Genomic DNA, 19,947 nt, shown 5'->3' on the forward strand with positions numbered 1-19,947 from the left:
CCTCTTCATGGTAACGTGCGTTAGTTTGCCGCTATTTTGCGCTAAGAACAGGGTTAATGACGATTTTTGCCGGCGAGAAACGTATGCCGAGAGAAGGTAACGCATTGACCTGACGAGCAAAGAGATACGAATAAAAATTGTTCTCATAGACAAAAGTGTGATCGCGATCAATATGGCCGGTCGTGAGTAACATTAAACATAGCTAATGTATTCATTCTAAAAATAATCAGGTGGTAATCGATGGCTATCAAGGACTTCTTTGCACAAACGGAACCCGGGCGCCGGCGTTATGGCGTGGCAACAGGCGTTGGGATCATTGCGGGTATTATGTCGGCATTTGTGAAGTGGGGGGCTGAAGTTCCGTTACCGCCCCGTACTTTCTCCGGCGGCAGGGATGAATTTAATCCACCCTATCTTTTTTTACGTGATTACCTGGGGATTGATCCTACTCACACCGTTTATACCTTCTCAGAGCACATCATCAATCCGGTGATGGTGACGCATATTATTTTCTCGCTGGTATTTGCCATTGGCTATTGCGTGGTGGCAGAAGTTTTCCCCAAAGTAAAATTATGGCAGGGGGTATGGGCGGGTATTGTTGCTACTATCGCCGTTCACTGGATCTCTTTCCCTTTATTAGGTCTGACGCCTTCTCTGCTTAATATCCCCGCCGATGAATATATTTCGGAACTGGTCGGGCATATTTTCTGGTTCTGGGCGATAGAGATGATCCGCCGCGATCTGCGAAACCGTATCACTCATGAACCTGATGCTGAAGTTCCGCTGAATTCACCGTTCAGATAATTGCCGGAAAAGCGATGGCAATGACGGGCTCGCGACGGCGGGCCCGTTTTACGTCATCAGAGGAGTCTCAGGCGCAGACCTAAATCCTGGGGATAGGGATTAAAGTAGTTTTGCGTCAGCAAATAGCGGTCTGGAAATTCGCCCAGATAATGTTTGAGCAATGTCATCGGCGCGAGTATTGGCAGCAAACCGGCGCGATAGTTGAGGATCACCTCGCGAAGTTCGCCGCGCTGACGACTATTGAGCCGATCGCGAAAGTAGCCCTGGATATGCATCAGCACGTTGGTATGGTTTTTCCGCGAAGCGGGTTGTTTAAGAATCGCCATCAGCTTCGCGCGATAAGCGACAAAGAAGGCATCCAGATCTTCCCACTGGTGAAGGGAGGCAACGAAAGGCCCAATTTCGCGATAGCCCGCCTGGTCGTGCGCCAGCAGCTGCAGTTTGTACTGGCTATGGAAATCCAGGAGCGCACGGCGGCTAAGTCCCTGCGCTCGCAGGGTAGTTAACTGGTGCAGAGCGAAAACGCGCTCAACAAAGTTCTCCCGCAGCACCGGATCGTGCAGGCGGCCATCCTCTTCTACGGGCAGCCACGGGTAGTGCATCAGCAATTGCTGCGTGAAAAGACCCACTCCCTCTTTACGCCCACGGTGACCATTTTCGTCATACAGCCGTACGCGCTCCATACCGCAGCTGGGCGATTTAGCACAGACAACAAAGCCAGAGAGGGCGTCCACGCGGGGGAGAAATGAGGCGCTAAATTCGGCCATTTTCTCCGTCACATCATCGTGGGGCGTTTGGCTAAAACGCATCTCAATGGCTCCTTCGTTGGTTTGCACCAGACGAAGGGCCGGGCGAGGAGCGGGCAGGCCGATGGCCATCTCCGGACAGACGGGTTTGAAGGCGACCCAATCCGCCAGTTCGTCCATGACAAAGCCCATACGTTTATGCCCGCCGTCAAAGCGTACGGCTGAGCCGGTTAAACATGCGCTGATGCCGACTGCGGGTTGCGTGTTCATGGTGCCATCCTCTTAGTGCATTGGTTGTAGGAAGAACAGGGGGACCGCCGGTTGCCGGCCCGCGCGACGTCTCCACATACTTAAAACTTACACAATAACTAATATTTGTCCAAGTATTAGCGAGGATATTTATTATTATCTATTTAATTCAAGTGGTTATATTTAACGGTTTTCATCGGTCCTTTTCCGTCAGGCGATGTACTAAAGTCCGGAGGACTCAATCTCTTTGACTGGTATCGGCGGTCGCGTCCGGCGAGATATCGCCGGAGGAAAGGGAGATAACGTCGAGGGCGCTGACCTGCTGCCGCCAGCATGCGATCTGTTTTTTGCGGGCAGCGGTCAGTGTTCCGGAGGTGACCAGCAGCCAGTTTCGCTGCGGGAAAACCTCGGGCGCCAGAGCCGCCGGCGGGACGGGAAGGAGATCGATACGCTGGCCCTGGCCGGTACGGGCGAGGGCCTCCAGCCAGATTTCGCAGGGGTCGGAGAGATGCCAGCCGGCTATCAGCCAGTTATCTCCCGGCGCTTTTTTATCGCCTTCGAGGCAAAATGAGGTATAGGCGATAATGATCCCGTCGAGAATTTCGCGCAGCGTCATCATTGTCGGGATGCGGGCAGACAGTTTACCGCGCAGCGGACGCAGTACTTTCGTAACCAGCTCCGGGCGCGGGGACTCGCGGCCTGCATCGTAGATTAGCTGGCGCAGGGCGTCGATTTTCCCCTCTTTAAGCCGCTGCAGCATGGTTTCCTGCAGGCTTGACCAGTTGTCAGTCCGCCCCGCGACGGGGCTATCCAGCAGAGGTTTCACCTGGCTGACGGGAACCCCTTTTTGAATCCAGTCGAGAATTTTGAGCGCCAGCTGAACATCATCATCACTGTACAGACGGTGTCCACCCTCTGTACGCCGCGGTTTGAGCAGGCCATATCGGCGCTGCCAGGCGCGAAGCGTAGTGGGGTTGATCCCGCAAAGCCGGGCAAATTCACCGATGGAGTAAGACATGAAGGAGACCTGCTAAGAGAGAAAAGTCCCAATATACTATGAATTATTACCGGGTAAATGTTAAATGACCGACGCCCGCGTTGCCCTGCGCGGTCGCCGCGATTGCGCAGATGACATCAGGTTCCGCTCATGCCGCCGAACGGCGTTATTTCAACGTTCGCGATGACGTTAAATTCCGCTTCCCGCCACCGCGTTACTGTCGATTCCGGGCGCCCGTCGGTTATCGGTCTCCGCGAACAACCGCAGGCGCTTGCGCGGATCCTGAAATGGAATAAATTGATAATTTCACTGCGGCTTTAAGGTTTCGTTAATTAACCGCAACGATACTGATGAAATTAACTTTCCCGTAAACAAAGTGGTTAAATCATGAAAGACCGGTTATGTCAGGCGCTTCCTCACCGCGATACCCCTTTTTTTCGCGCGCTACATATCAGCGTCGCGATATTGGTTTTATTGCAGATTATTAACTCTGACTTCACTGAAAGTGAGGCCCTCGGCGAGGTTAACCTGGCTGGGTTCGTGACCTGGTTTCACGTTATCTCCGGATTTACATTGATTGCTCTGGGGATTGTGATGCTTATCTGGATGCTGACACAGCGTGGTTTTCATTACTATTTTGCCTGGCTGAAGCTCGATTTTCGCGGCATGGTTGTCGATTTCAAGACGCTGATTTCATTACGTCTTCCTGACGCGCATGCCGGGGGAGTGGCGGCATTTATTCAGGGGCTGGGGGTTCTGGCACTGCTGGGCGTGGCTCTGTGTGGCGGGCTCTGGTTTGTGCTGAATACAGCGCTTGGTCCATCCTCTGCGTTGGCACATGATGTCCTGGGCTTGCATAAATTCCTGACCGTATTTATTGAGACATATTTCTGGGCCCACGGCGCAATGGGATTACTGCATATTTTCCTGAAAGTCCGCAGCCAAAGGAATAATCCCGTGACTGAATAATCATGTTACCGCGAGAAAGGGGCTTCATTATTGTGCCCGACAAAAAACGCCGTCAGGATTTTACCTGGTGGCCATGTGCGAGACGTGAATTGCGCATCAATATTTACGGCTTATATTGTAAATTCCATTCTTTCTTCAGAAGAGCATAAATACAGGTATTGTCATATCGTCGTTCGCCGCTGGCGGTCACAAACGAAACAAACTCTTTAAAACAGCCTTCCTGGCGCATCTGAAGACGTTCACAAAGTTTCTGAGAGGCCTGATTGTAGTCTTCAACATAGGCATACAAACGGCGGGCTTCTTTCGCCGTAAACAGATAGTGAAAAAGCGCGGAAACGGCTTCCGTCGCAAAGCCCTGACCCTCATAACGTTGATTAAAATGCCAGCCCACGGACCAGGTATTGTGGTCCGGCTCTTCGTCGTTGTCGGCAAACAGGTGCCCGATGAGCCGATCGCTTTCCTTGAGGCAAACTGCAAACTGGCTTGCGTCACTGGCCCTTTTGATGACGTCTTCCTTGGCTTGCGCAATGGAATTGAGCTTTTCATCCTGAAAACAGGGCACGCGAGGGGAAGACAGGTATTCCAGCAGCGGCAGGGCATCTTTTTCTTTAAAAGAACGAATAAAAAGTCGTGAAGTCGTCGCTACGATCATGATGGGATAAGTCGCCGGGATAAGTTTGTGCCTAAACTAACATTCATCCAGGGATTGCCTCAATGCCTTTCGAAAACGCTGAACATCTCTCCGGTTAATGATGCCCGGTTTATCTGCTGAAATATCGATGGGAATTGATGATGGCTGCAGAATCATCCAAAAATAAGAAAACATGAAATTGTTAAGGGTATAGCTTTGTCATATGTTTTAAGTGTCAACGTAATCTTAAGGAACAGTTATCATGTTTAAGCGTCGCACTCTCAAAACTGCACTTGCGGCGGTTATATCTCTTGTTGTTCTTGCTGCGCCGGTTTATGCCAACCCAGGAAACGGAAACGGCGGTGGGCATGGCAATGGCGGGGGGAACCACGGGAACAGCGGCAATCATGGCAACAGCGGAGACCATAGCAACCAGGGCCAGGGGAAATCGGCTGAGGATCATGGCAACCGCAAGAACTATGGGAAACCAGACCATGTTGACTCCGATATCAGCTTCTCGCGGGCGCGCTCCCTGGCAGTAAATTATGGTCTGGTGGGTTATAAGGCGCTCCCTCCGGGTATCGCCAGGAATTTAGTCCGGGGCAAGCCATTGCCTCCGGGGATTGCGAAGAAAACGCTCCCGGCATCCATGATTAACGATTTACCCTATTATCCAGGATATGAATGGCGTGCGGTGGGCCATGATTTGGTGCTGGTCGCATTAAGTACGGCCATCGTTACATCAATCATTAATGGTGTTTTTGACTAACGGTAAACCGTTTGCTCTGAGGCCCCGCAAATGCGGGGCTTTTTTATCCGCGAAACAGCAAAGGGCAGCCAGGGCGAAGCGTCTTACGAGCGGCTGATTTTGTCCTCATTGGCTTAACGGGAATATCCCGGTAACGTCTGCCTCTGGCACAAGGCGGGTATCGTGACCCGGGCCATTATTTACCCGCAGACCCGATCATAAGGTGGATGGGCTGACCCCAGAAATATCCGCTGTCAATGTCCCGAGGCCAGGTCGTGGCACAAGCGACCGAGTTGTTCCACAGCCTTCAAAAGATGGCGGGTGGGTTCATTGGCACCGTTCAAGCGCAGGAAGTTTTGCAGTTCTGCCGCCCCCGGGGAAAACAACGGTCCCGGACTGACGCCAATGCCAAGGGCGAGTGCGCGACGATGTACCTCCAGCGCATCTATCTTTGACGGAAGCTTTACCCAAATCAGAAAACCGGCTTCTGGAGCGGCTACCCGCGTGCCCGGTGGGAAGCTTGTTTCAACCTGTGCGATGATAGCCTGCATCCCTTGCGCAATGCGGAGCTTCAGCTGCCGCAGATGCCTGTCATAATCACCACTTGCCAGGAGCTCGCTCGCCGCGGCTTCAATCAGCGGCGCGCCGGCCCACTCTCCGGCCATTCGGGCCTGCAATACCGTTGAGTGATAGCGTCCGGCTGCAATCCAGCCGATTCTCCAGCCCGGCGCCAGGGTCTTAGACAGTGAGCTGCAATAAATAACATTTCCGCACCTGTCGAAGGCTTTACACGCAGGCGGACGCTGCGCATCCCCGGCCAGATCGCCATACACATCGTCCTCAATTAAAGGGATGCCCATGCCGGCAAGCAGGGCCACCAGATCCCGCTTGCGCGCGACGGGCATGCTGGCACCTAACGGATTCTGCACCGTGGGTGAGGCAAGAACGGCCGCAGGACGGTGGCGCTGAAGGGCTTCTTCAAGCGGCGCCAACAGTAAACCTTCAACAGGGTCAGTGGGGATCTGTAATGCCTTCAGGCCCAGATCCTCCAACAGCAGGAGCGTGCCGAAGTAGGCAGGCTGCTCAATTGCCACGGCATCACCCGGTTGGCACACGGCGCGGAGAGCCAGGCGTAGCGCCTGGGTTGCCCCTGCGGTAATGATAAGGTCATCCGCGCCAAAAAGTGCTCCCCACTGTGCCGCGCGCGCGGCAATCTTTCTGCGCAGGTCTGCTCTCCCCGGGGGCAGGCTGTAGCTCTGCCCGCGCGCATCAAGCCGACGACCTGCAGTCTGCAATGCCCTTTGCAGAGTATCTACGGGAAGCCAGGCGGGATCCGGTAGCGCGGCGCCAAGCGGGACCAGGCGCGCCTCGGCGCTCCCGAACAATGAGCGGGCTATTGCGGACATGGTTACCGGCACGGGGACGGGTAAAGAGGCGGTGCCCGGCCTCTCCCCGGCGGAGATGATCTGGTGGACAAAGTAACCTGAGCGTGGTCGCGCGATAATCAGCCCCTCCGCCTCAAGATAACGTAGGGCCTCCAGCGCCGTGGGAAGGCTGACCTGCTCGCGCTCGGCCAGTTTACGCGCGGAAATAATCCGATCTCCTGTGCGCAAAGCGCCTGAAGTCAGCGTCAGCCGCAGCAATTCGGCTATTCGGCGATAGTGGGGAGTCGGCGGGGACGGGTCGGACATCGTAATCTGTATAGTCTGATTTTTGATAAATCTGACTATACAGGCGATACGAGGCGCCATCTATAGTGTGGGCAACACAAACCAGCCAAGGAAGTCCCATGCACAGCGACAATTTTGATCTTTCCCTCTACTTCCGGCGCATAGGCTATAGCGGGCCTGCGGCTGCCGATACCGCCACGCTACAGGCGCTCATGCGCCACCAGCTCTTTGCGCTCCCCTTTGAGAATCTGGACGTACAGGCAGGTAAAATCGTTTCGATGGAGCCTGATGATATTGCCAACAAATTATTACAACAGAGCCGGGGCGGCTACTGCTATGAACTCAACGGACTGTTTACGATGGCGCTGGAGACGCTGGGTATAACCTACCGTTTTGTCGCGGCGCGGCCAATGTTCTATCCCGCGCGCCGGCCTAAAACCCATATGGCGGTCATTGCCGAAGTTGATGGCCGTCAATGGCTGTGCGACCTTGGGTTTGGTAGCTACGGTATCCGCGCGCCGCTGGCCTTAGATGAACTGGATACGGACATCATTCAGGATTTTGATACGTTCCGGCTGAGTCGCGATGCGAGTGGAGACTATCTGCTTCAGGCCATGGTTGACGGAGACTGGTGCGATCAATACGGTTTTGACCTGTCGCCTCAGGAATGGATTGATTTTGTTCCGGCTAATTACCTTAACTCCACGCACCCCGATGCGGTCTTTGTACAAAAGCTGCTTGTCATCCAGCATCGACCCGAGGGGCGCTATATTCTGCTGGGCAATATGCTTAAGACCATTACTGCAGACAGGGTAGAAAAGCAGTGGCTGACAGAAGACGAAATTGCGCATGCGCTGGAAAACCGTTTCGCGCTTGTGCAGACCGTTCAGGTTTAAGCTATTTCATCATCGAGAAGCTGACTTTAATGTTACCGCGCCCAACGGCATCTTGCAGCTTATTCGCCGCAACGACCTTGCCGATCGGCGTATAGCTGTAGGATGTGCGAAAGGTCTCGTAAAAAAGAACAACAGTATGACCACCGTATAACATGAGATCCCCCTGATAGAGGGTTTCAGGGCGGATGGGATTGGGGGGTAAAGGATGGGGTAAGTCAGCGAATTTCTCATTGCCGTTAAGCTCCTGCATCGTCAGCGTTAACGGCAGCTGTTTGATAAACGCCTTCGCTGTCGGATTATCAGCAAGCTCAACGTCGTAACTCTGTTGATGGAGGGTCAATTTCACAATCATCGGCTTCTCCTTACCTGACGGAACAGCACCCCCGGCATAAACGGGAAACACACAATGATTAACCAGGACAAATAACAGCGCTAACGGTTTATTCAACATGGCTCTCCTGTAAATTTTCCGCTCCCTTTATGGGAGCGGCGGGTAGCACTATTTCAGATTGGTTTTAAAGAATGACGTCAGCTTCGCAAAAGGGATCAGATCCGTTCGGTCGTACAGATCGACATGGCCTGCACCAGCAACGATATAGAGCTCTTTCGGTTGAGCTGCGCGCGCATAGGCATCCTCGCTAAACTCTTTTGAATGCGCATTGGCGCCGGTAATAAACAGCATTGGGCGCGGGGCAATGGTTTCAATATCGTTGAATGGATAGAAATTCATAAATTTGCCAATGCTGCTTAACAGCGGTTTGGTGGTCAGCGCCTCTTTCTCGCCCTGCGGGGTATAGCCGCCTCGCGCTGTACGATAGAAATCAAAAAACTCACGCTGTATGGCCGGTGTGGCGTCATCCAGCTTGTTTACGGTCCCCGGAATATATGCCTTCTCTGCACCGTTAAATTCGGCCTGTCGCTGTTCGATGGCCGACTGGATGAAGGACTGACGTTGCTCTGGCGTCTGGGAATGATTCAGGCCATTGCGGAAAGCCGAGCCCATGTCATACATGCTGACAGTGGCAATCGCTTTCATCCTGGGGTCAATTTTGGCCGCGCTGATAACAAAGCTGCCGCTGCCACAAATCCCCAGCACGCCGATATTCTCAGGATCAACGTACGGCTGGCTACTGAGGTAATCAACTGCCGCGCTGAAGTCATCAGAATATATTTCCGGCGAAATCAGATGACCCGGTTTACCTTCACTTTCACCCCAAAAGGAGAGATCGATTGCCAGCGTCACAAAGCCCCGATCCGCCAGTTTTTGCGCATACAGATTCGAGCTTTGCTCTTTTACCGCCCCCATCGGATGTCCGACAATAATTGCCGGATTTTTGACATTCTGATCCAGCGTTTTCGGAATAAATAAATTGCCTACAACGCTCATCTGGTACTGGTTTTTAAACGTCACCTTTTGCTGGATAACCTTATCGCTTTTATAAAAGTTGTCGGCGCCTTTTGACATATCCGCCGCAGAGGCGGCAAACGAGCTGATTAACAGCCCCAGCGCCAGCGTCATATTTTTCATGGAGTTTTATCCTCTATTGTGAGTGGTGTGTTTTACGTGATGTCAGAATGGTTAACCCCGCAGCGACAATCAGCAGCCCGCTACTCAGCGCAAAAGTGCTCTGCCAGCCGGTGTGATCAAACGCCAGGCCGCCAAGCGTGGAACCCAGGGCGATAGAAAGCTGGATCGCCGCGACCATCAGGCCGCCGCCGGCTTCGGCATCATCAGGCAGCGTACGCGCGACCCAGGCCCACCATCCGGTTGGTGCAGCTGTCGCCATCAGTCCCCAGAACCCCAGTAGCGGCACGACAAACCAGAGGTGTTGGCCCGTGAGTATGAGCGTCACGGCGACGACAGCCATGAGTGAAGAGATGGCTGCAAGCGTTGAATAAAGGCCCCGCTTTAAAAAATGACTGATCACCAGCGTGCCAATAAAACCCGCTATCCCGATGGTCAGCAAAATGAGCGATAAGGCGCTGATATCCACCCGGGTGACGGTTTCAAGAAACGGCCGTACGTAGGTGAATAACGAGAACTGCCCCATAAAGAACAGCCCGCAGGCTAGCAGGCCAACGGCAACAACGGGACGGGAGAGCAGATGAAAAGCAGAACGCCCGGGCTGCCTGTTGTTGTCGGGGGCCATCGCGGGGAGGCTGAAGCACTGCCAGATGAAGGCGGCGATCGCTACCGGAACAAGGCAGAGGAACGCTCCGCGCCAGCCCATTACGGCGCCGAGATAACTGCCGAGCGGTGCCGCGATAACGGTTGCCAGGGCATTACCGCCATTGAAAATAGCTAATGCGTGAGGGACCCGGCGCCGTGGCACCAGACGCAGCGCAGTGGCGGCAGACATCGACCAGAAGCCACCGATCGCAATGCCAATCAGGGCGCGACCCGTCATATAAATCAGGTAGCTGGGGGACAGGGCGACCATAGTTGCCGATAAAGCCATTAATGCCGTCATGCCCAGCAGCAGATATTTACGATTCAGATTCCCGGCAAGAGTCGAAAGAGACAGGCTGGTCAACACCGCCAGCGCCCCGGAAATGGCGATCCCCTGTCCAGCCAGCCCTTCACTCACCCTGAGGTCGGCCGCGATGGGCGTCAGCAGGCTAACAGGCATAAATTCTGAGGCGATAAGCACAAAGACGCAGAGCGTCATCGCCAGCACACCGCTCCAGTATGCGCGCTCCTGGTGATGTGAATTTTCATGACTGAGTGTGGACATAAACGGCTACCTCTGAATATCGACCCGGCTGAATTCAGGCAAGCCGGGGCCGGACGCTATTCACGGGAATAACGACAAAAAAACGCACGCATAAACATGCTGTTGACGCTTATCAATTGCTGAAAGTTTTACATGACTGGTGTAGCCTGACTAGCTAATGAATACTTAATAGGCTTATAAGCCTGAGTTATTAATCGGGAGTGTCAGCCGAATGAAACGCAACCTGAATGACCTTCTTTATTTTGTCACTGTTGCCCGTGAAGGGAGTTTTACCCGAGCGGCGGCGCATCTTGGTGTGACGCAACCCGCTCTCAGTCAGGCGATTTCAGCCCTGGAAGAGCGCATGCAAATTCGTCTCCTTACCCGAACCACCCGCAGCGTGTCGCCCACCGCAGCCGGAGAGCGGCTGCTGCAGGCCATCGGCAATCGTTTTGATGAAATTGAAGCTGAACTGGATATGCTCACGGAACTGCGTGACAAACCTGCCGGTACGGTACGAATTACCTGCGGGCCGGATGTGTTACGTACCACCTTATTACCCAAACTGACGCCGCTTCTGCGTGAATACCCGGATATTCATATTGAGTTCGATGCTAATCACGGTTTCCGCGATATTGTTGCCGACCGCTTTGATGCTGGAGTGCGTCTGGGCGACACCATTGATAAAGATATGATTGCGATACCGATTGGCCCGGAATTACGCATGGCGGCCGTGGCTTCGCCGGAGTATTTTTCACGCTACCCGATTCCGCAAACTCCGCATGAACTGACGCAACACTGCTGTATAAACCAGAGAATGGTCAAATCCGGGGGGCTGTACGTCTGGGATTTTGATCAGGAAGGTGGTGATTTGAACGTTCGGGTGAACGGGCAGGTGACGTTCAACACTTCAGAGCATATTGTCACCGCCGCACTGGCCGGATTAGGCATCGCTTTTTTACCTGAGCAAGAGTTTGGCGCACATATTGAAGAAGGTCGGCTGATTCGGGTGCTGGAAACCTGGTGCCAGCCTTTCCCTGGCTACTATCTGTATTACCCCAGCCGGAAGCAAGTTTCTCCCGCATTTTCGCGGGTGATCGATGCTCTGCGTGTTTACCGTCGGCGCCAGCCCGTAGACAAGAACCGGTAATTCTGTTTCCTCATGCCCGGACGGCTTCTGGTATGAATACCTGAAGCCGTCATGCTACAGGGGGATGCCTGGGCGGCTGTAGAGTGACGCTCTTTCGGTCTGTTTCTCCGATCTATTTAGATATCTCTGGTAAACGATGTTTGCCTGAAATATGCCAGACGCGGGTGGTTGCTTAAACTATAATCCCCGGCATTTATTGTGGGGGAACTTAATGAAAAGTATGACAGCAGTATTGAGTATTGTGCTCGCAGGAACGTTATCAGGGTGCGCAGCAGTCCAATATAACGATGGTGAAAAGGTCAGCATTCAGGCTGATGCGTGGTACGGTCTCGATAGTTTGCATTCTACGGCCGTTAAAGCCTGTCAGCAGTATGGCAAATCAAAAGCAGTATATGTCCATAGCGCAAATATGAACCCGAATTTGCCGAAGGGCAGCGGGGTACAAAATACCATCTGGAAATGTGAGCCATGATGAGGCCGGGTTGCTGAATCTGTGCCAGACAGAAGGTGATATTCGGCGCGTAAGGCAGGGAATAAGAATGCCGTTCCGGTACGGTTTGCTGAATATCGGCTATGCAGTAGCTTGCCAGATATTTAGTCGCCGGTGCCGCAGCGGCATTGCCGTCTTTAGTGTAGGCCAAGACGGATCAGTTCAACGGGTTCGAACTTACCTTCATTCCCTTCAACTTCAACGGTTTTGCTGCGACGTAATTGGGCGGGGGTGAGTCCACTGGCGTGGATAGCAACAATTTTACCCGTTTTACCTGTCCCATTAATCATCACCTGGCTTCCGTTGGTAATAGGATTGCGGTTACGATCGTAAGTGACCATGGGTATTTCTCCTTTTTTCTCTGTGCATCAAAAAAAACCGTATTGCGTACAAGGCCGGGCCCTGGCAACGGACGTAATATAAATACGCCTTTGCGCCTGCCATGTTTTGAGTTTGATCAATGTCACACTTTTTAGCCGTTAAGAGGCGACTCTTCTCCGGGTGAGCGGTATTTTAATAGTTAAAGAACGCATAACACTTACTTTTTTATAAAAAAACATAATATCAGCGTGTCGCTTTTTATCTGTTGATAGCGATAAACGCGAATATTCTGTTGAACTAATAATCGATACCGCCCTGGGTAATTTCCCGGATAAACCCATGGACCTTCTGCCAGAAATTATTTTCGCTTTTAGCCCTTCTTCCCGGGAGAAGTCAGACTTGATACCGCAGGGTTATTGCAGGCCAGGGCGATGCCGGTAAACGGTGGTTGGCGCGAAAGGGGTCTTCGTACGCTGGCTCGCGTGTTCTGTGGAATATTCCGTTCACGTGAGGTTCCGCACGCTGCTTTTTCCTGCGCGACAGGTTAACGGCCCAGGGCCGGTTTCGCCCGGCCCTGGGAACCCGGCATTGCGGCAAGAAAAATCGTCGCGACGCGATACCTTCATCTCCGCCGTCTGGCTGTTCGGGGACGGCAAGAGGTAACCTCCCTGTAAGGCTTGCCTCCGCCAGGTTATTCGTCCCATCCCTGGGACTCACCCCTTCGGGGCCGACGTCAACGTCGTTCAAAAACGCTCCGGGCGTTTTTGTCCATGCTGGCGGCCCCGGCTCAGCGATTTTCAGCCGCGCCAGCCCCCTGCGGCATGTCCCGTTATTCCATGCTGACCATTCCGCCGCTGAAAAACCTTCAGCAAGGATATCGCAGCGTGGCGGCCACGGGAGGGCAGCGCAATGCCGGGGGCAGCCGACCTTAAACGATCGGCATTAATCTGCGGGTGGCTTGATTAACAGCTGTAACAAAATGGCCTTACCACCTTAGCGAAGATCTGGCCCGTGAAAGTGTCCACCACCAGGACCACCGCCGGGTCCGCCTCCGTGGCCTCCCGGCGGAAGGATGCATCCGGAAAGAGACATGACTCCGCAGAGCACAAAAATGACAAGGATAATTTTTTTCATAATAAACTCCTGAACTGGCGAGCCTCAATTCCAAACCAAAAATGTGATTATTTTATGGAGAATCAATAATTCCCCTTCGCGACACACCTTAATTAGGAATATTCCATGAGGAAGCCTGGCCGCGAGGTCATCAAAGCGATGTGTTGACCTGAGTGATATTTCTGCTGACTCACCGAAGGGGTGTCCAACACCGCTATTCTTCTGTTGAGAATCGACAATTAGCACTATCGCGGGGCATGAGACCAGGAAGACTAGCTCTCACGCTGTGCCTGAAGTCGGTAGGACGGCAGAGCTTCCGCGAAGGGCGGCGATAATCCTCCCCACATCGTACCGAAGTACGGCATAGCGCCAAGTACCGAAGTACGGCATAGCGCCAATCACCGCGTCCGAACCGAGTCGTTATGACGAAAAAATGTGGGATCTTACCGCCAGCAGAGAGAGAGCATTGTCAATGCAGGAAAGCTTTCGAAATTCGGTGGCGGGAGCGGTAGTGCGTGGTCATGCACGATGCCATTACGCCATCGAACGACATGCATTTATCTTGAATAATCCGTGAGGAGGGTCTGTTTAAAAATACGCCGGCTAGCAATGTGAGCAAAAAAGCTAGCAACGGAATAGCTATATGGGTTTTCACTGGCAAGGAATCCGATATCGCGAATAATGCTGAATAATCTACACCCTCAGTATGAAGGTAAAGTGACGATCCTCGTTGCCATCAGGGGGCCGGGTACGGCGGAAGGAATGAATTTCTCACAATGAAGCTAATACTATGTTCGGAAAGCTAAAAACGGAACGCCCCCTGGTGCAGTCAGCAACAGGGGGCGGTTACGGGTGGGGATTATCGTCGTTCATCAGTCATCCCATTTGTGGCTTAGATACGCGGCAAGAAAACCAAAGAACAGAATTGTTCCCAGTACTGCCATAAATACATGCATATTATCCAGCTTAATCGCATCCCATTGAACTAATTGAAATTAATTTTATTAATTTTTTCTTTGGGGCACCCATGGGGCACAGCGGTTGGCAACGTGCTGTTCAGCAGCTCTACCTGGTTGCGGTCCATCCCTCCGATCCATTTTGAGTAAATCTCATAAACCATCTTGGCATTTTCGTGCCCGAGCTGGCTGGCAATGAATGACGGGTTCGCACCCGCAGTTAATAACCAGCAGGCGAATGTATGTCTAGACTGATAAGGCCGGCGAGGTCTTATGCCGGCTTTCTTTAAACCGGCGTCCCAACTGTAGCCCAGGGAGGACTTGCTGAAACTAGTGGCCTTTGTCCGGGAACGAGCGCCCGGGATAAAGACAAACCGTAAATTCTGCTGCTCAGTTAAACCATATTCCCGGTGGTTGAACGTGATTTCTGTTTTGCGGAGTGCCCCTGTTTTCTGAAACTGAAGCCGAAGCGCATCCACTGCAGGCTGTAATAGGGTGACAGTCCGATTACCTGCGTCAGTTTTAGGTGGGACGAATAGCCCTTCGTTGGTTTTGTTTCTACAAACGTGGATCTCTCCTCGTTCGAGGTCTACATCTTCCCATGCAAGCGCTGACAGTTCGCCGTGACGAAGTCCCGTGTGGATTGCTACTGTCCATAATAATGCTGCAGGAGGTGGCAGCGCTTGGATGAAGGCGTAGTATTCGTCATGCAGTAGCGGATCTGGCTCTTTACGCGACCGCTTCAGCATTTTTAAACCTTCATGCGGTGTGTGGCTGATGAAGTTACTGCGTTGGGCCAGCTTAAGCATCTCCGTTAGCGTGTTCATCAGCCCGTTAACGGTGGATACTGCCCGTCCTGTTTTATTAAGCCAGGGGGAGTGTGGTGATACTGACTCTCCGGTCAACAGCTGATTTCGATAATTCAGCAGGTCACTATGCTGAATGTCTGCAATATGGGTATTGCTTCCGACCACGGTCTTCAGGGTTTCTAATCTGGAGGCTATACCGCGATATGACGCTAAGGATACCTCAAGCTTCTTTGCTTTGAGGTATGTTTCGCACAGCTCGCCATATGTGCGGATCATTTTCGTTGTGGTGAACTTTTTTATTGCATTCGACTCCGGGAAGTGTTCCGCGTAGTCAAATTTTCCCTGTTGTATTTCACTGACGATTAAAGCACGGAGATTGCCTGCTTTACGGATATTGCTGTTTGAAACAGTCCAACCCCGTAAAATTTCGCGGCAACGAATGCCGCGATACAGAAAGCTAATTCTTATTCCCTTCCCATGCAGTTCTACGCCAGTAGGCATATTCATTACGTATCCCCGACAAGCCTATTAATCCTGGTATAGTTATAGAGAAGTGTTACTCTTCCTTCTGAGGCAGAAGGATTAGGCGAGTGCTTCTTATAATGAACCCCCTCAATCCATCTCCCTTCCCGATAAGATTTAATTTGCCGGGGAGTCATATACATCTTCGCTACTATTCCCTTTTCCATCACCCATTCATCTTCTTGAGCAATATCGGCCATAAATAACCTCATGGCCGGGAAACTATAATCAGTATCCCGGCTTAATGTTGATTATTAGAAATCATGCAGTGTGCTGTCACATTGTTTGAACTGAATTAACCTGCTTGTGAATTATTAAGCGCACTTCTGAGTGTTTCTTTAGCGGTTTCCCAGTCCTGATTTAAGGCTTCCTTGATGGACTGGTACAGCCATTCTGCATCCCCTTGCCAATCATCGGCGCGGCTTTCTGCCTCTCTGGCGTCGTCCTCCGCATTTGAAATGCGATCCATTAGCTCGGACTCGACCTCATTTTGAACCTGTTGACGGATACGTAGCCGCATCAGCTCGACAACCTCTTCCAGAGGAATGACGCCTATCAGTTGCTCAGGTTCGGCGTTTGAGTATTTAAGAATTAGCGCCTGGCACATGGCGCGCCTCCTTATGCGCTTCCGCATCATATTTTCTACCCTGATACCACCCACGCCGCAGCCAGCGACGAATGGTACGCATAGCCTTTGCATCACCACGCACAGGCTCAGGGAAACCACCGTATTTCACAGTTTTAGGCCCATGCTTGCGCTCTGACTGCATCATTCCGCACTCAATGATGTGATCGCGGTAGAAGGCCAGCCACTGCTTGCGATTACAGACAGGGCAAGGAATGTCACCACCATTCGTCAGCATGCCATCTTCGTATGCGTCGCAATCCCACAGGTAGCCATCACAGCAAAGGCTGTCCGGGTAATGCGCCCCAAACTCATAACCTTGATATCCGCAACTCATGCTGCACCCCCAAATATCCATTGATTGCCAGCGTGAGCCTGGAACTTGCACGACGTATCCGGCAGTAGAAGCTCCTGAACCACTTCACCGGTTTCAACGTAGTAATAATTGCTATCGGTAACATTGTTAATAAACAGGGCTTCACGCTCGCGCTCTGTCATTCCGCCGATGACTTTCATCACTTTTTTAGAAACATGGCGGAAATCCGGCTCTACGCCCGCCAGTTTTGCTGCTGCATAGTTGTGATGACCATCCATCAGGATGCTGTACTGGACACCACGCAACACGATGGGGTAGACAGATACAACGAACCGCTTAAATCGCAGTGCTCTGTCGGTTACTTTTCCCCTGTCCAGGTACCGCTGGCTGCTGATCAACTGGCCTTTGATAGTGCTCATCGTATGGCCTCCCGGATAAGGTGGTTATAGGCTCTAAGAGCGTGTTTTGTTTTCCCGCTCAGGATTGTTCGCATAATGAAGAAACCGCTGCTTCTACTGGCCATCTCTGGAGTAAGGAACAGGGCAATATCAATCACCCGGTTGTGTCGTCTGAACTCAAAAGCCGAGCTGGTCACAGTAACTGTTGAAACAGTTCCCTGATCGTTAAATTCGATTTTCATTATTTCTGTTTCCTGTCTTTAAGTTGGTTGTATTTTTCGTGACTCATTACTTTCCAGCATCCACCATCATCATGTGACAATAAGCGCCACTTCCGGCCAACCTTTAAACTTAAATTCCCGCATTTAATACGGCATGGGTTTATTTTGCCACTGGCATACATTTTCAGAACATTCGATGCCTTCTCATTAATGTGCGGAGGTATGCGATTAGATGTTATGATCATTTATCACCTACCAGCGTTTATGGCTCATGTAGCCTGGTCTGGCTGGCAATGATTTTCGGAATGATGATACAGCTGAGGTCAGAGTGTTTTTCTTTATCTCTTTCTCATTGCATGTCGGGCAGAAGTATTTTTCTTTACGATATGCACCTCTACCGGAAGGGCGGTATTGTAATTCTTCACGTACAAAGGAGCCACCGCAGCCGTAGCAACGAAGTTTTGGATCTTCCATTTTTATCTCCTGCCTTTCATGTAACAGGCATATTTAGATTGAGTTTATCCCTGCCAGTTAAGGCATGAATAACGATTGGTGTTTATGATTAATAAAAAATATCAGTATTGATTTTTGACTGAGCCAGAAGTAAATCACCGTCAATAATGGTTAAGTCACCATATATTTCGTAGTTGCAAATTACATCATCAACTTTGAGGCTTGAGAGAAGGTTTATATGACCTGAAAGCATTCTATCTTCAGTTTGTTTGACAGAATCATATTCGTGCTTCATTGATGCCATAGCCTGAGCCCACATCACGCTATCGCCGACAGCCTGCGCGATAACCAGTTTATTTTGAGCAGACAACAAGTTTGCACTAACCATCAAACACCCCCGTAACATGCAGAATCTTGATAATCGTCGCTGACCAGGCAACAAGGCAGATAGTCAGAACGATAACCAGTGAACGAATACCGTTTCGGCTCATTTGCCACCCCAGCATGCAAAGCTGAGAACGGCGACCGCAGCCAATAAGGCGATGACCTTAACCCAGAACAGGTTCCATGCCGGCTTGTCTTCTTCTCTAATCATCCCATTACCCTCATGTGATATTGAGTACCGAACAGACTTTGCAATGCAGTGCCGGGTGCCTCCCGGTGATACCAGCCAGTTAACAACTGGTATCGGCCTGCTTTTTCCCCACAACATGAATGACCGTTGTTGTACCGCTTTAACTGAACCGCGTGCGCATAGCCGCATTCACTGCATTGCAAGGTCTGTTATTTGCCTGTCTTTTCACCACTTCAGGCTCGGTGGTATGCTGGAGTTCTCACACAACCAGCAAAGGTAAATCATGAATAAAGATGATAAGGCTTGGCTTTTGGCCGTTGTTTACGCATCAACTCAACCCAAAGAAATCACCCCTGAAGAGTTCCTTTCTGAAGTCGACCGCTCTGAGGTTGATTTTCTCTCCCTGCTTACAAAGCGTGAGGAAGAGGAAAGTGCGAAAGCGATCAAGACTTGGGAGCAACTAGGCTCTTCAAACTAATTGCCGATATAGCGGCTTCAACTACGGTTGTGGCTGCTTCTTTCACTTCATCCTTGGATCGCCTGTCCCTCACCTTTTCAGCCACCACCACAAGAACGGTAGGTAAAACCTTCTCAATAATCAGCAGGGCAACGTCTTTGCTGCATAGCTGACCGTTAATCACTACCAGATCTTTGCTTTCCATATTCACCTCGTTAGTTAGCCCTTATCGCCGGGTAGCGGAACGTTTATCTATGGCACCGTTGATAGGTGTTGATGGGATTAATAATACAACCTGAAGTTATGTTGTCAATAACTTCAGGTTGTATTTTTTATGGTGGCATGTTTGTGTTGAAAGGCAATGCAAAGTGGTATGCTCACAAAAACATCAAATAGGGTTACTGGTATGGACTACGAAGAAGCCGCGCAACTTCGCTATCAGGAGATGTGCCGTATCGTTGGGGACGTCGTGTTTGCTATGGTCGCCGAAGGGCATGAAACCAAGCGGGTAGCCATAGCTGACGTGATAAGAACGGAGATTTCAAAGGGGATTGATAAGTGGGACTTGGATCAGATTCAGGTGATGAAACTGGCGGTAAAGCTGCTGGAGGAGTAGAGGAATATTAAAAAAATGACCCATGGCGGGTTAGCGGCGTTCTGTAACGGGTAGAAGTTTTTGTATGGCCGTTTTAAGGTCGTTTTGGTTGATAAAGATGAAAAAACCATCGTCGTAATGTGCGCATTCAACTAAAGATATTTGATATTCTTTCCAAATCTTACGGGCAGGCTCGCGTTTTTTTCTTGGGAGCATATCTAAAAAATACTCAAATTCACCATTAGATATGCCATTTCTTTCATTTGGATAATACCCGAGATCGACCGCCTCAAGTTGTTCTCTTAGCTTTTTGCGGAGGGCGTCGGCGATGGTGTTGTACTCCTTGCGCTTTTCCCCCTTAATCGCATATTGGTAACTTAGATAGCCACTTGCTGGAACAGCCACTATGGCTACAATCATGGCAGAGGTTGCTACTAAATCACTATAAATCAAGGAAATATCCTTATGTCAGATGTGTATACTTTCTCTGATTTACTATCCTCTGTCGCGTTAGCTATCTCTC

General features: G+C 51.3%; 29 protein-coding genes. 8 read left to right on the forward strand and 21 right to left on the reverse strand.

Annotated elements, in window-relative coordinates:
* The first annotated feature begins 240 nt into the window (after positions 1-240).
* Positions 241-804, forward strand: a complete 564-nt coding sequence (locus tag Q1L34_RS12435; RefSeq protein WP_004862371.1) for a YagU family protein — start codon at positions 241-243, stop codon at positions 802-804.
* A gap of 56 nt (positions 805-860) precedes the next feature.
* On the opposite strand, the gene Q1L34_RS12440 is transcribed toward Q1L34_RS12435, so the two are convergent.
* Positions 861-1,820, reverse strand: coding sequence for a YbgA family protein (locus tag Q1L34_RS12440; RefSeq protein WP_004862370.1), 960 nt, complete (start codon positions 1,818-1,820; stop codon positions 861-863).
* 217 nt (positions 1,821-2,037) lie between these two features.
* Complete coding sequence (locus Q1L34_RS12445; protein WP_015584260.1) at positions 2,038-2,817, reverse strand: MerR family transcriptional regulator; 780 nt, start codon at positions 2,815-2,817, stop codon at positions 2,038-2,040.
* 366 nt (positions 2,818-3,183) lie between these two features.
* Here Q1L34_RS12445 and Q1L34_RS12450 point away from each other — a divergent pair, with 366 nt between their 5' ends.
* A complete protein-coding gene (locus tag Q1L34_RS12450) occupies positions 3,184-3,765 on the forward strand; it encodes a cytochrome b/b6 domain-containing protein (protein ID WP_004862365.1) in 582 nt (193 codons plus the stop codon).
* A gap of 103 nt (positions 3,766-3,868) precedes the next feature.
* On the opposite strand, the gene Q1L34_RS12455 is transcribed toward Q1L34_RS12450, so the two are convergent.
* Positions 3,869-4,417 (reverse strand): GNAT family N-acetyltransferase, encoded by a 549-nt coding sequence (locus tag Q1L34_RS12455; RefSeq protein ID WP_004862362.1) that lies wholly within the window; start codon positions 4,415-4,417, stop codon positions 3,869-3,871.
* 241 nt (positions 4,418-4,658) lie between these two features.
* On the opposite strand from Q1L34_RS12455, the gene Q1L34_RS12460 reads away from it, so the two are divergent.
* Complete coding sequence (locus tag Q1L34_RS12460; RefSeq protein WP_015584261.1) at positions 4,659-5,165, forward strand: anti-virulence regulator CigR family protein; 507 nt, start codon at positions 4,659-4,661, stop codon at positions 5,163-5,165.
* Between the two features lie 233 nt (positions 5,166-5,398).
* Here the strand turns inward: Q1L34_RS12460 and Q1L34_RS12465 are convergent, their stop codons facing one another.
* A complete protein-coding gene (locus Q1L34_RS12465; RefSeq protein WP_015584262.1) occupies positions 5,399-6,895 on the reverse strand; it encodes an aminotransferase-like domain-containing protein in 1,497 nt (498 codons plus the stop codon).
* Between the two features lie 38 nt (positions 6,896-6,933).
* Here Q1L34_RS12465 and Q1L34_RS12470 point away from each other — a divergent pair, with 38 nt between their 5' ends.
* The gene (locus Q1L34_RS12470) at positions 6,934-7,710 is read left to right on the forward strand and encodes an arylamine N-acetyltransferase family protein (RefSeq protein ID WP_004862355.1); all 777 of its coding nucleotides are present in this window, start codon (positions 6,934-6,936) and stop codon (positions 7,708-7,710) included.
* A gap of 1 nt (position 7,711) precedes the next feature.
* Here the strand turns inward: Q1L34_RS12470 and Q1L34_RS12475 are convergent, their stop codons facing one another.
* The 3 genes from Q1L34_RS12475 to Q1L34_RS12485 are packed head-to-tail and all read right to left on the reverse strand — an operon-like array spanning position 7,712 to position 10,445.
* Entirely contained in the window at positions 7,712-8,161 is a 450-nt protein-coding gene (locus Q1L34_RS12475) for a cyclophilin-like fold protein (RefSeq protein WP_004862353.1), read from the reverse strand.
* A 48-nt stretch (positions 8,162-8,209) separates the two neighbouring features.
* Positions 8,210-9,238 (reverse strand): alpha/beta hydrolase, encoded by a 1,029-nt coding sequence (locus tag Q1L34_RS12480; protein WP_032717502.1) that lies wholly within the window; start codon positions 9,236-9,238, stop codon positions 8,210-8,212.
* A gap of 13 nt (positions 9,239-9,251) precedes the next feature.
* Positions 9,252-10,445, reverse strand: coding sequence for an MFS transporter (locus Q1L34_RS12485; RefSeq protein WP_325989717.1), 1,194 nt, complete (start codon positions 10,443-10,445; stop codon positions 9,252-9,254).
* A gap of 211 nt (positions 10,446-10,656) precedes the next feature.
* On the opposite strand from Q1L34_RS12485, the gene Q1L34_RS12490 reads away from it, so the two are divergent.
* Positions 10,657-11,574 (forward strand): LysR family transcriptional regulator, encoded by a 918-nt coding sequence (locus tag Q1L34_RS12490; protein WP_004862346.1) that lies wholly within the window; start codon positions 10,657-10,659, stop codon positions 11,572-11,574.
* Between the two features lie 211 nt (positions 11,575-11,785).
* The gene (locus Q1L34_RS12495; protein ID WP_004862343.1) at positions 11,786-12,046 is read left to right on the forward strand and encodes a hypothetical protein; all 261 of its coding nucleotides are present in this window, start codon (positions 11,786-11,788) and stop codon (positions 12,044-12,046) included.
* Between the two features lie 155 nt (positions 12,047-12,201).
* Here the strand turns inward: Q1L34_RS12495 and ydfZ are convergent, their stop codons facing one another.
* The 12 genes from ydfZ to Q1L34_RS12550 all read right to left on the reverse strand — a co-directional run bounded on the left by ydfZ (position 12,202) and on the right by Q1L34_RS12550 (position 18,289).
* Positions 12,202-12,405 (reverse strand): putative selenium delivery protein YdfZ, encoded by a 204-nt coding sequence (gene ydfZ / locus Q1L34_RS12500; protein ID WP_004862340.1) that lies wholly within the window; start codon positions 12,403-12,405, stop codon positions 12,202-12,204.
* Positions 12,406-14,370: 1,965 nt separating this feature from the next.
* Positions 14,371-14,454, reverse strand: coding sequence for a protein MgtS (gene mgtS, locus Q1L34_RS12505; protein WP_088402565.1), 84 nt, complete (start codon positions 14,452-14,454; stop codon positions 14,371-14,373).
* Between the two features lie 29 nt (positions 14,455-14,483).
* Complete coding sequence (locus Q1L34_RS12510) at positions 14,484-15,770, reverse strand: tyrosine-type recombinase/integrase (protein WP_327204542.1); 1,287 nt, start codon at positions 15,768-15,770, stop codon at positions 14,484-14,486.
* Positions 15,770-15,985 (reverse strand): excisionase family protein, encoded by a 216-nt coding sequence (gene xisR / locus Q1L34_RS12515; RefSeq protein ID WP_047664977.1) that lies wholly within the window; start codon positions 15,983-15,985, stop codon positions 15,770-15,772. The genes Q1L34_RS12510 and xisR overlap by 1 nt, the downstream gene beginning before the upstream one ends.
* Before the next feature lie 95 nt (positions 15,986-16,080).
* Positions 16,081-16,392 carry a hypothetical protein gene (locus tag Q1L34_RS12520; protein WP_127673626.1) on the reverse strand — a complete coding sequence of 104 codons (312 nt, stop codon included), beginning with the start codon at positions 16,390-16,392 and terminating at the stop codon, positions 16,081-16,083.
* A complete protein-coding gene (locus tag Q1L34_RS12525) occupies positions 16,370-16,747 on the reverse strand; it encodes a hypothetical protein (RefSeq protein ID WP_134937009.1) in 378 nt (125 codons plus the stop codon). Before Q1L34_RS12525 ends, Q1L34_RS12520 begins: the two co-directional genes overlap by 23 nt.
* Positions 16,744-17,145, reverse strand: a complete 402-nt coding sequence (locus Q1L34_RS12530) for a ParB/RepB/Spo0J family partition protein (protein ID WP_127673624.1) — start codon at positions 17,143-17,145, stop codon at positions 16,744-16,746. Before Q1L34_RS12530 ends, Q1L34_RS12525 begins: the two co-directional genes overlap by 4 nt.
* Positions 17,142-17,366, reverse strand: a complete 225-nt coding sequence (locus tag Q1L34_RS12535) for a hypothetical protein (RefSeq protein WP_327204543.1) — start codon at positions 17,364-17,366, stop codon at positions 17,142-17,144. Before Q1L34_RS12535 ends, Q1L34_RS12530 begins: the two co-directional genes overlap by 4 nt.
* Entirely contained in the window at positions 17,366-17,590 is a 225-nt protein-coding gene (locus Q1L34_RS28480; RefSeq protein ID WP_127673623.1) for a ParE family toxin-like protein, read from the reverse strand. Before Q1L34_RS28480 ends, Q1L34_RS12535 begins: the two co-directional genes overlap by 1 nt.
* 7 nt (positions 17,591-17,597) lie before the next feature.
* The gene (locus Q1L34_RS12540; protein ID WP_127673622.1) at positions 17,598-17,819 is read right to left on the reverse strand and encodes a hypothetical protein; all 222 of its coding nucleotides are present in this window, start codon (positions 17,817-17,819) and stop codon (positions 17,598-17,600) included.
* Between the two features lie 88 nt (positions 17,820-17,907).
* A complete protein-coding gene (gene kil, locus Q1L34_RS12545) occupies positions 17,908-18,186 on the reverse strand; it encodes a host cell division inhibitory peptide Kil (protein WP_044350725.1) in 279 nt (92 codons plus the stop codon).
* Entirely contained in the window at positions 18,179-18,289 is a 111-nt protein-coding gene (locus Q1L34_RS12550; protein ID WP_227818850.1) for a hypothetical protein, read from the reverse strand. Before Q1L34_RS12550 ends, kil begins: the two co-directional genes overlap by 8 nt.
* 366 nt (positions 18,290-18,655) lie before the next feature.
* Here Q1L34_RS12550 and Q1L34_RS12555 point away from each other — a divergent pair, with 366 nt between their 5' ends.
* Positions 18,656-18,850: a hypothetical protein gene (locus Q1L34_RS12555; protein ID WP_074189305.1), complete on the forward strand. Its 195-nt coding sequence runs from the start codon at positions 18,656-18,658 to the stop codon at positions 18,848-18,850.
* On the opposite strand, the gene Q1L34_RS12560 is transcribed toward Q1L34_RS12555, so the two are convergent.
* Positions 18,816-19,034: a hypothetical protein gene (locus Q1L34_RS12560; protein ID WP_327204544.1), complete on the reverse strand. Its 219-nt coding sequence runs from the start codon at positions 19,032-19,034 to the stop codon at positions 18,816-18,818. The two genes, Q1L34_RS12555 and Q1L34_RS12560, sit on opposite strands and share 35 nt — an antisense overlap.
* A gap of 201 nt (positions 19,035-19,235) precedes the next feature.
* On the opposite strand from Q1L34_RS12560, the gene fumD reads away from it, so the two are divergent.
* Complete coding sequence (fumD, locus tag Q1L34_RS12565; RefSeq protein ID WP_165634198.1) at positions 19,236-19,445, forward strand: fumarate hydratase FumD; 210 nt, start codon at positions 19,236-19,238, stop codon at positions 19,443-19,445.
* A gap of 30 nt (positions 19,446-19,475) precedes the next feature.
* Here the strand turns inward: fumD and Q1L34_RS12570 are convergent, their stop codons facing one another.
* Entirely contained in the window at positions 19,476-19,877 is a 402-nt protein-coding gene (locus tag Q1L34_RS12570; RefSeq protein WP_118860296.1) for a hypothetical protein, read from the reverse strand.
* Positions 19,878-19,947 lie beyond the last annotated feature (70 nt).

The organism is Klebsiella ornithinolytica (genome assembly GCF_030505655.1).
GTDB classification, from domain to species: Bacteria; Pseudomonadota; Gammaproteobacteria; order Enterobacterales; family Enterobacteriaceae; genus Klebsiella; species Klebsiella ornithinolytica.

Excerpts from the sequence above, each read along its gene's own strand:
- ydfZ (WP_004862340.1), bottom strand. The coding sequence starts at position 12,405 with ATGGTCACTTACGATCGTAACCGCAATCCTATTACCAACGGAAGCCAG.
- Q1L34_RS28480 (WP_127673623.1), bottom strand. The coding sequence starts at position 17,590 with ATGATCATAACATCTAATCGCATACCTCCGCACATTAATGAGAAGGCA.
- Q1L34_RS12465 (WP_015584262.1), bottom strand. The coding sequence starts at position 6,895 with ATGGCGCCTCGTATCGCCTGTATAGTCAGATTTATCAAAAATCAGACT.
- Q1L34_RS12480 (WP_032717502.1), bottom strand. The coding sequence starts at position 9,238 with ATGAAAAATATGACGCTGGCGCTGGGGCTGTTAATCAGCTCGTTTGCC.
- Q1L34_RS12530 (WP_127673624.1), bottom strand. The coding sequence starts at position 17,145 with ATGAGCACTATCAAAGGCCAGTTGATCAGCAGCCAGCGGTACCTGGAC.
- Q1L34_RS12560 (WP_327204544.1), bottom strand. The coding sequence starts at position 19,034 with ATGGAAAGCAAAGATCTGGTAGTGATTAACGGTCAGCTATGCAGCAAA.
- Q1L34_RS12460 (WP_015584261.1), top strand. The coding sequence starts at position 4,659 with ATGTTTAAGCGTCGCACTCTCAAAACTGCACTTGCGGCGGTTATATCT.
- Q1L34_RS12485 (WP_325989717.1), bottom strand. The coding sequence starts at position 10,445 with ATGTCCACACTCAGTCATGAAAATTCACATCACCAGGAGCGCGCATAC.
- Q1L34_RS12435 (WP_004862371.1), top strand. The coding sequence starts at position 241 with ATGGCTATCAAGGACTTCTTTGCACAAACGGAACCCGGGCGCCGGCGT.
- mgtS (WP_088402565.1), bottom strand. The coding sequence starts at position 14,454 with ATGCATGTATTTATGGCAGTACTGGGAACAATTCTGTTCTTTGGTTTT.
- fumD (WP_165634198.1), top strand. The coding sequence starts at position 19,236 with ATGGACTACGAAGAAGCCGCGCAACTTCGCTATCAGGAGATGTGCCGT.
- Q1L34_RS12520 (WP_127673626.1), bottom strand. The coding sequence starts at position 16,392 with ATGTGCCAGGCGCTAATTCTTAAATACTCAAACGCCGAACCTGAGCAA.
- Q1L34_RS12470 (WP_004862355.1), top strand. The coding sequence starts at position 6,934 with ATGCACAGCGACAATTTTGATCTTTCCCTCTACTTCCGGCGCATAGGC.
- Q1L34_RS12535 (WP_327204543.1), bottom strand. The coding sequence starts at position 17,366 with ATGAAAATCGAATTTAACGATCAGGGAACTGTTTCAACAGTTACTGTG.
- kil (WP_044350725.1), bottom strand. The coding sequence starts at position 18,186 with ATGGTTAGTGCAAACTTGTTGTCTGCTCAAAATAAACTGGTTATCGCG.
- Q1L34_RS12555 (WP_074189305.1), top strand. The coding sequence starts at position 18,656 with ATGAATAAAGATGATAAGGCTTGGCTTTTGGCCGTTGTTTACGCATCA.
- Q1L34_RS12490 (WP_004862346.1), top strand. The coding sequence starts at position 10,657 with ATGAAACGCAACCTGAATGACCTTCTTTATTTTGTCACTGTTGCCCGT.
- Q1L34_RS12450 (WP_004862365.1), top strand. The coding sequence starts at position 3,184 with ATGAAAGACCGGTTATGTCAGGCGCTTCCTCACCGCGATACCCCTTTT.
- Q1L34_RS12455 (WP_004862362.1), bottom strand. The coding sequence starts at position 4,417 with ATGATCGTAGCGACGACTTCACGACTTTTTATTCGTTCTTTTAAAGAA.
- Q1L34_RS12550 (WP_227818850.1), bottom strand. The coding sequence starts at position 18,289 with ATGAGCCGAAACGGTATTCGTTCACTGGTTATCGTTCTGACTATCTGC.
- Q1L34_RS12510 (WP_327204542.1), bottom strand. The coding sequence starts at position 15,770 with ATGAATATGCCTACTGGCGTAGAACTGCATGGGAAGGGAATAAGAATT.
- Q1L34_RS12495 (WP_004862343.1), top strand. The coding sequence starts at position 11,786 with ATGAAAAGTATGACAGCAGTATTGAGTATTGTGCTCGCAGGAACGTTA.
- Q1L34_RS12525 (WP_134937009.1), bottom strand. The coding sequence starts at position 16,747 with ATGAGTTGCGGATATCAAGGTTATGAGTTTGGGGCGCATTACCCGGAC.
- Q1L34_RS12540 (WP_127673622.1), bottom strand. The coding sequence starts at position 17,819 with ATGGAAGATCCAAAACTTCGTTGCTACGGCTGCGGTGGCTCCTTTGTA.
- Q1L34_RS12440 (WP_004862370.1), bottom strand. The coding sequence starts at position 1,820 with ATGAACACGCAACCCGCAGTCGGCATCAGCGCATGTTTAACCGGCTCA.
- xisR (WP_047664977.1), bottom strand. The coding sequence starts at position 15,985 with ATGGCCGATATTGCTCAAGAAGATGAATGGGTGATGGAAAAGGGAATA.
- Q1L34_RS12445 (WP_015584260.1), bottom strand. The coding sequence starts at position 2,817 with ATGTCTTACTCCATCGGTGAATTTGCCCGGCTTTGCGGGATCAACCCC.
- Q1L34_RS12475 (WP_004862353.1), bottom strand. The coding sequence starts at position 8,161 with ATGTTGAATAAACCGTTAGCGCTGTTATTTGTCCTGGTTAATCATTGT.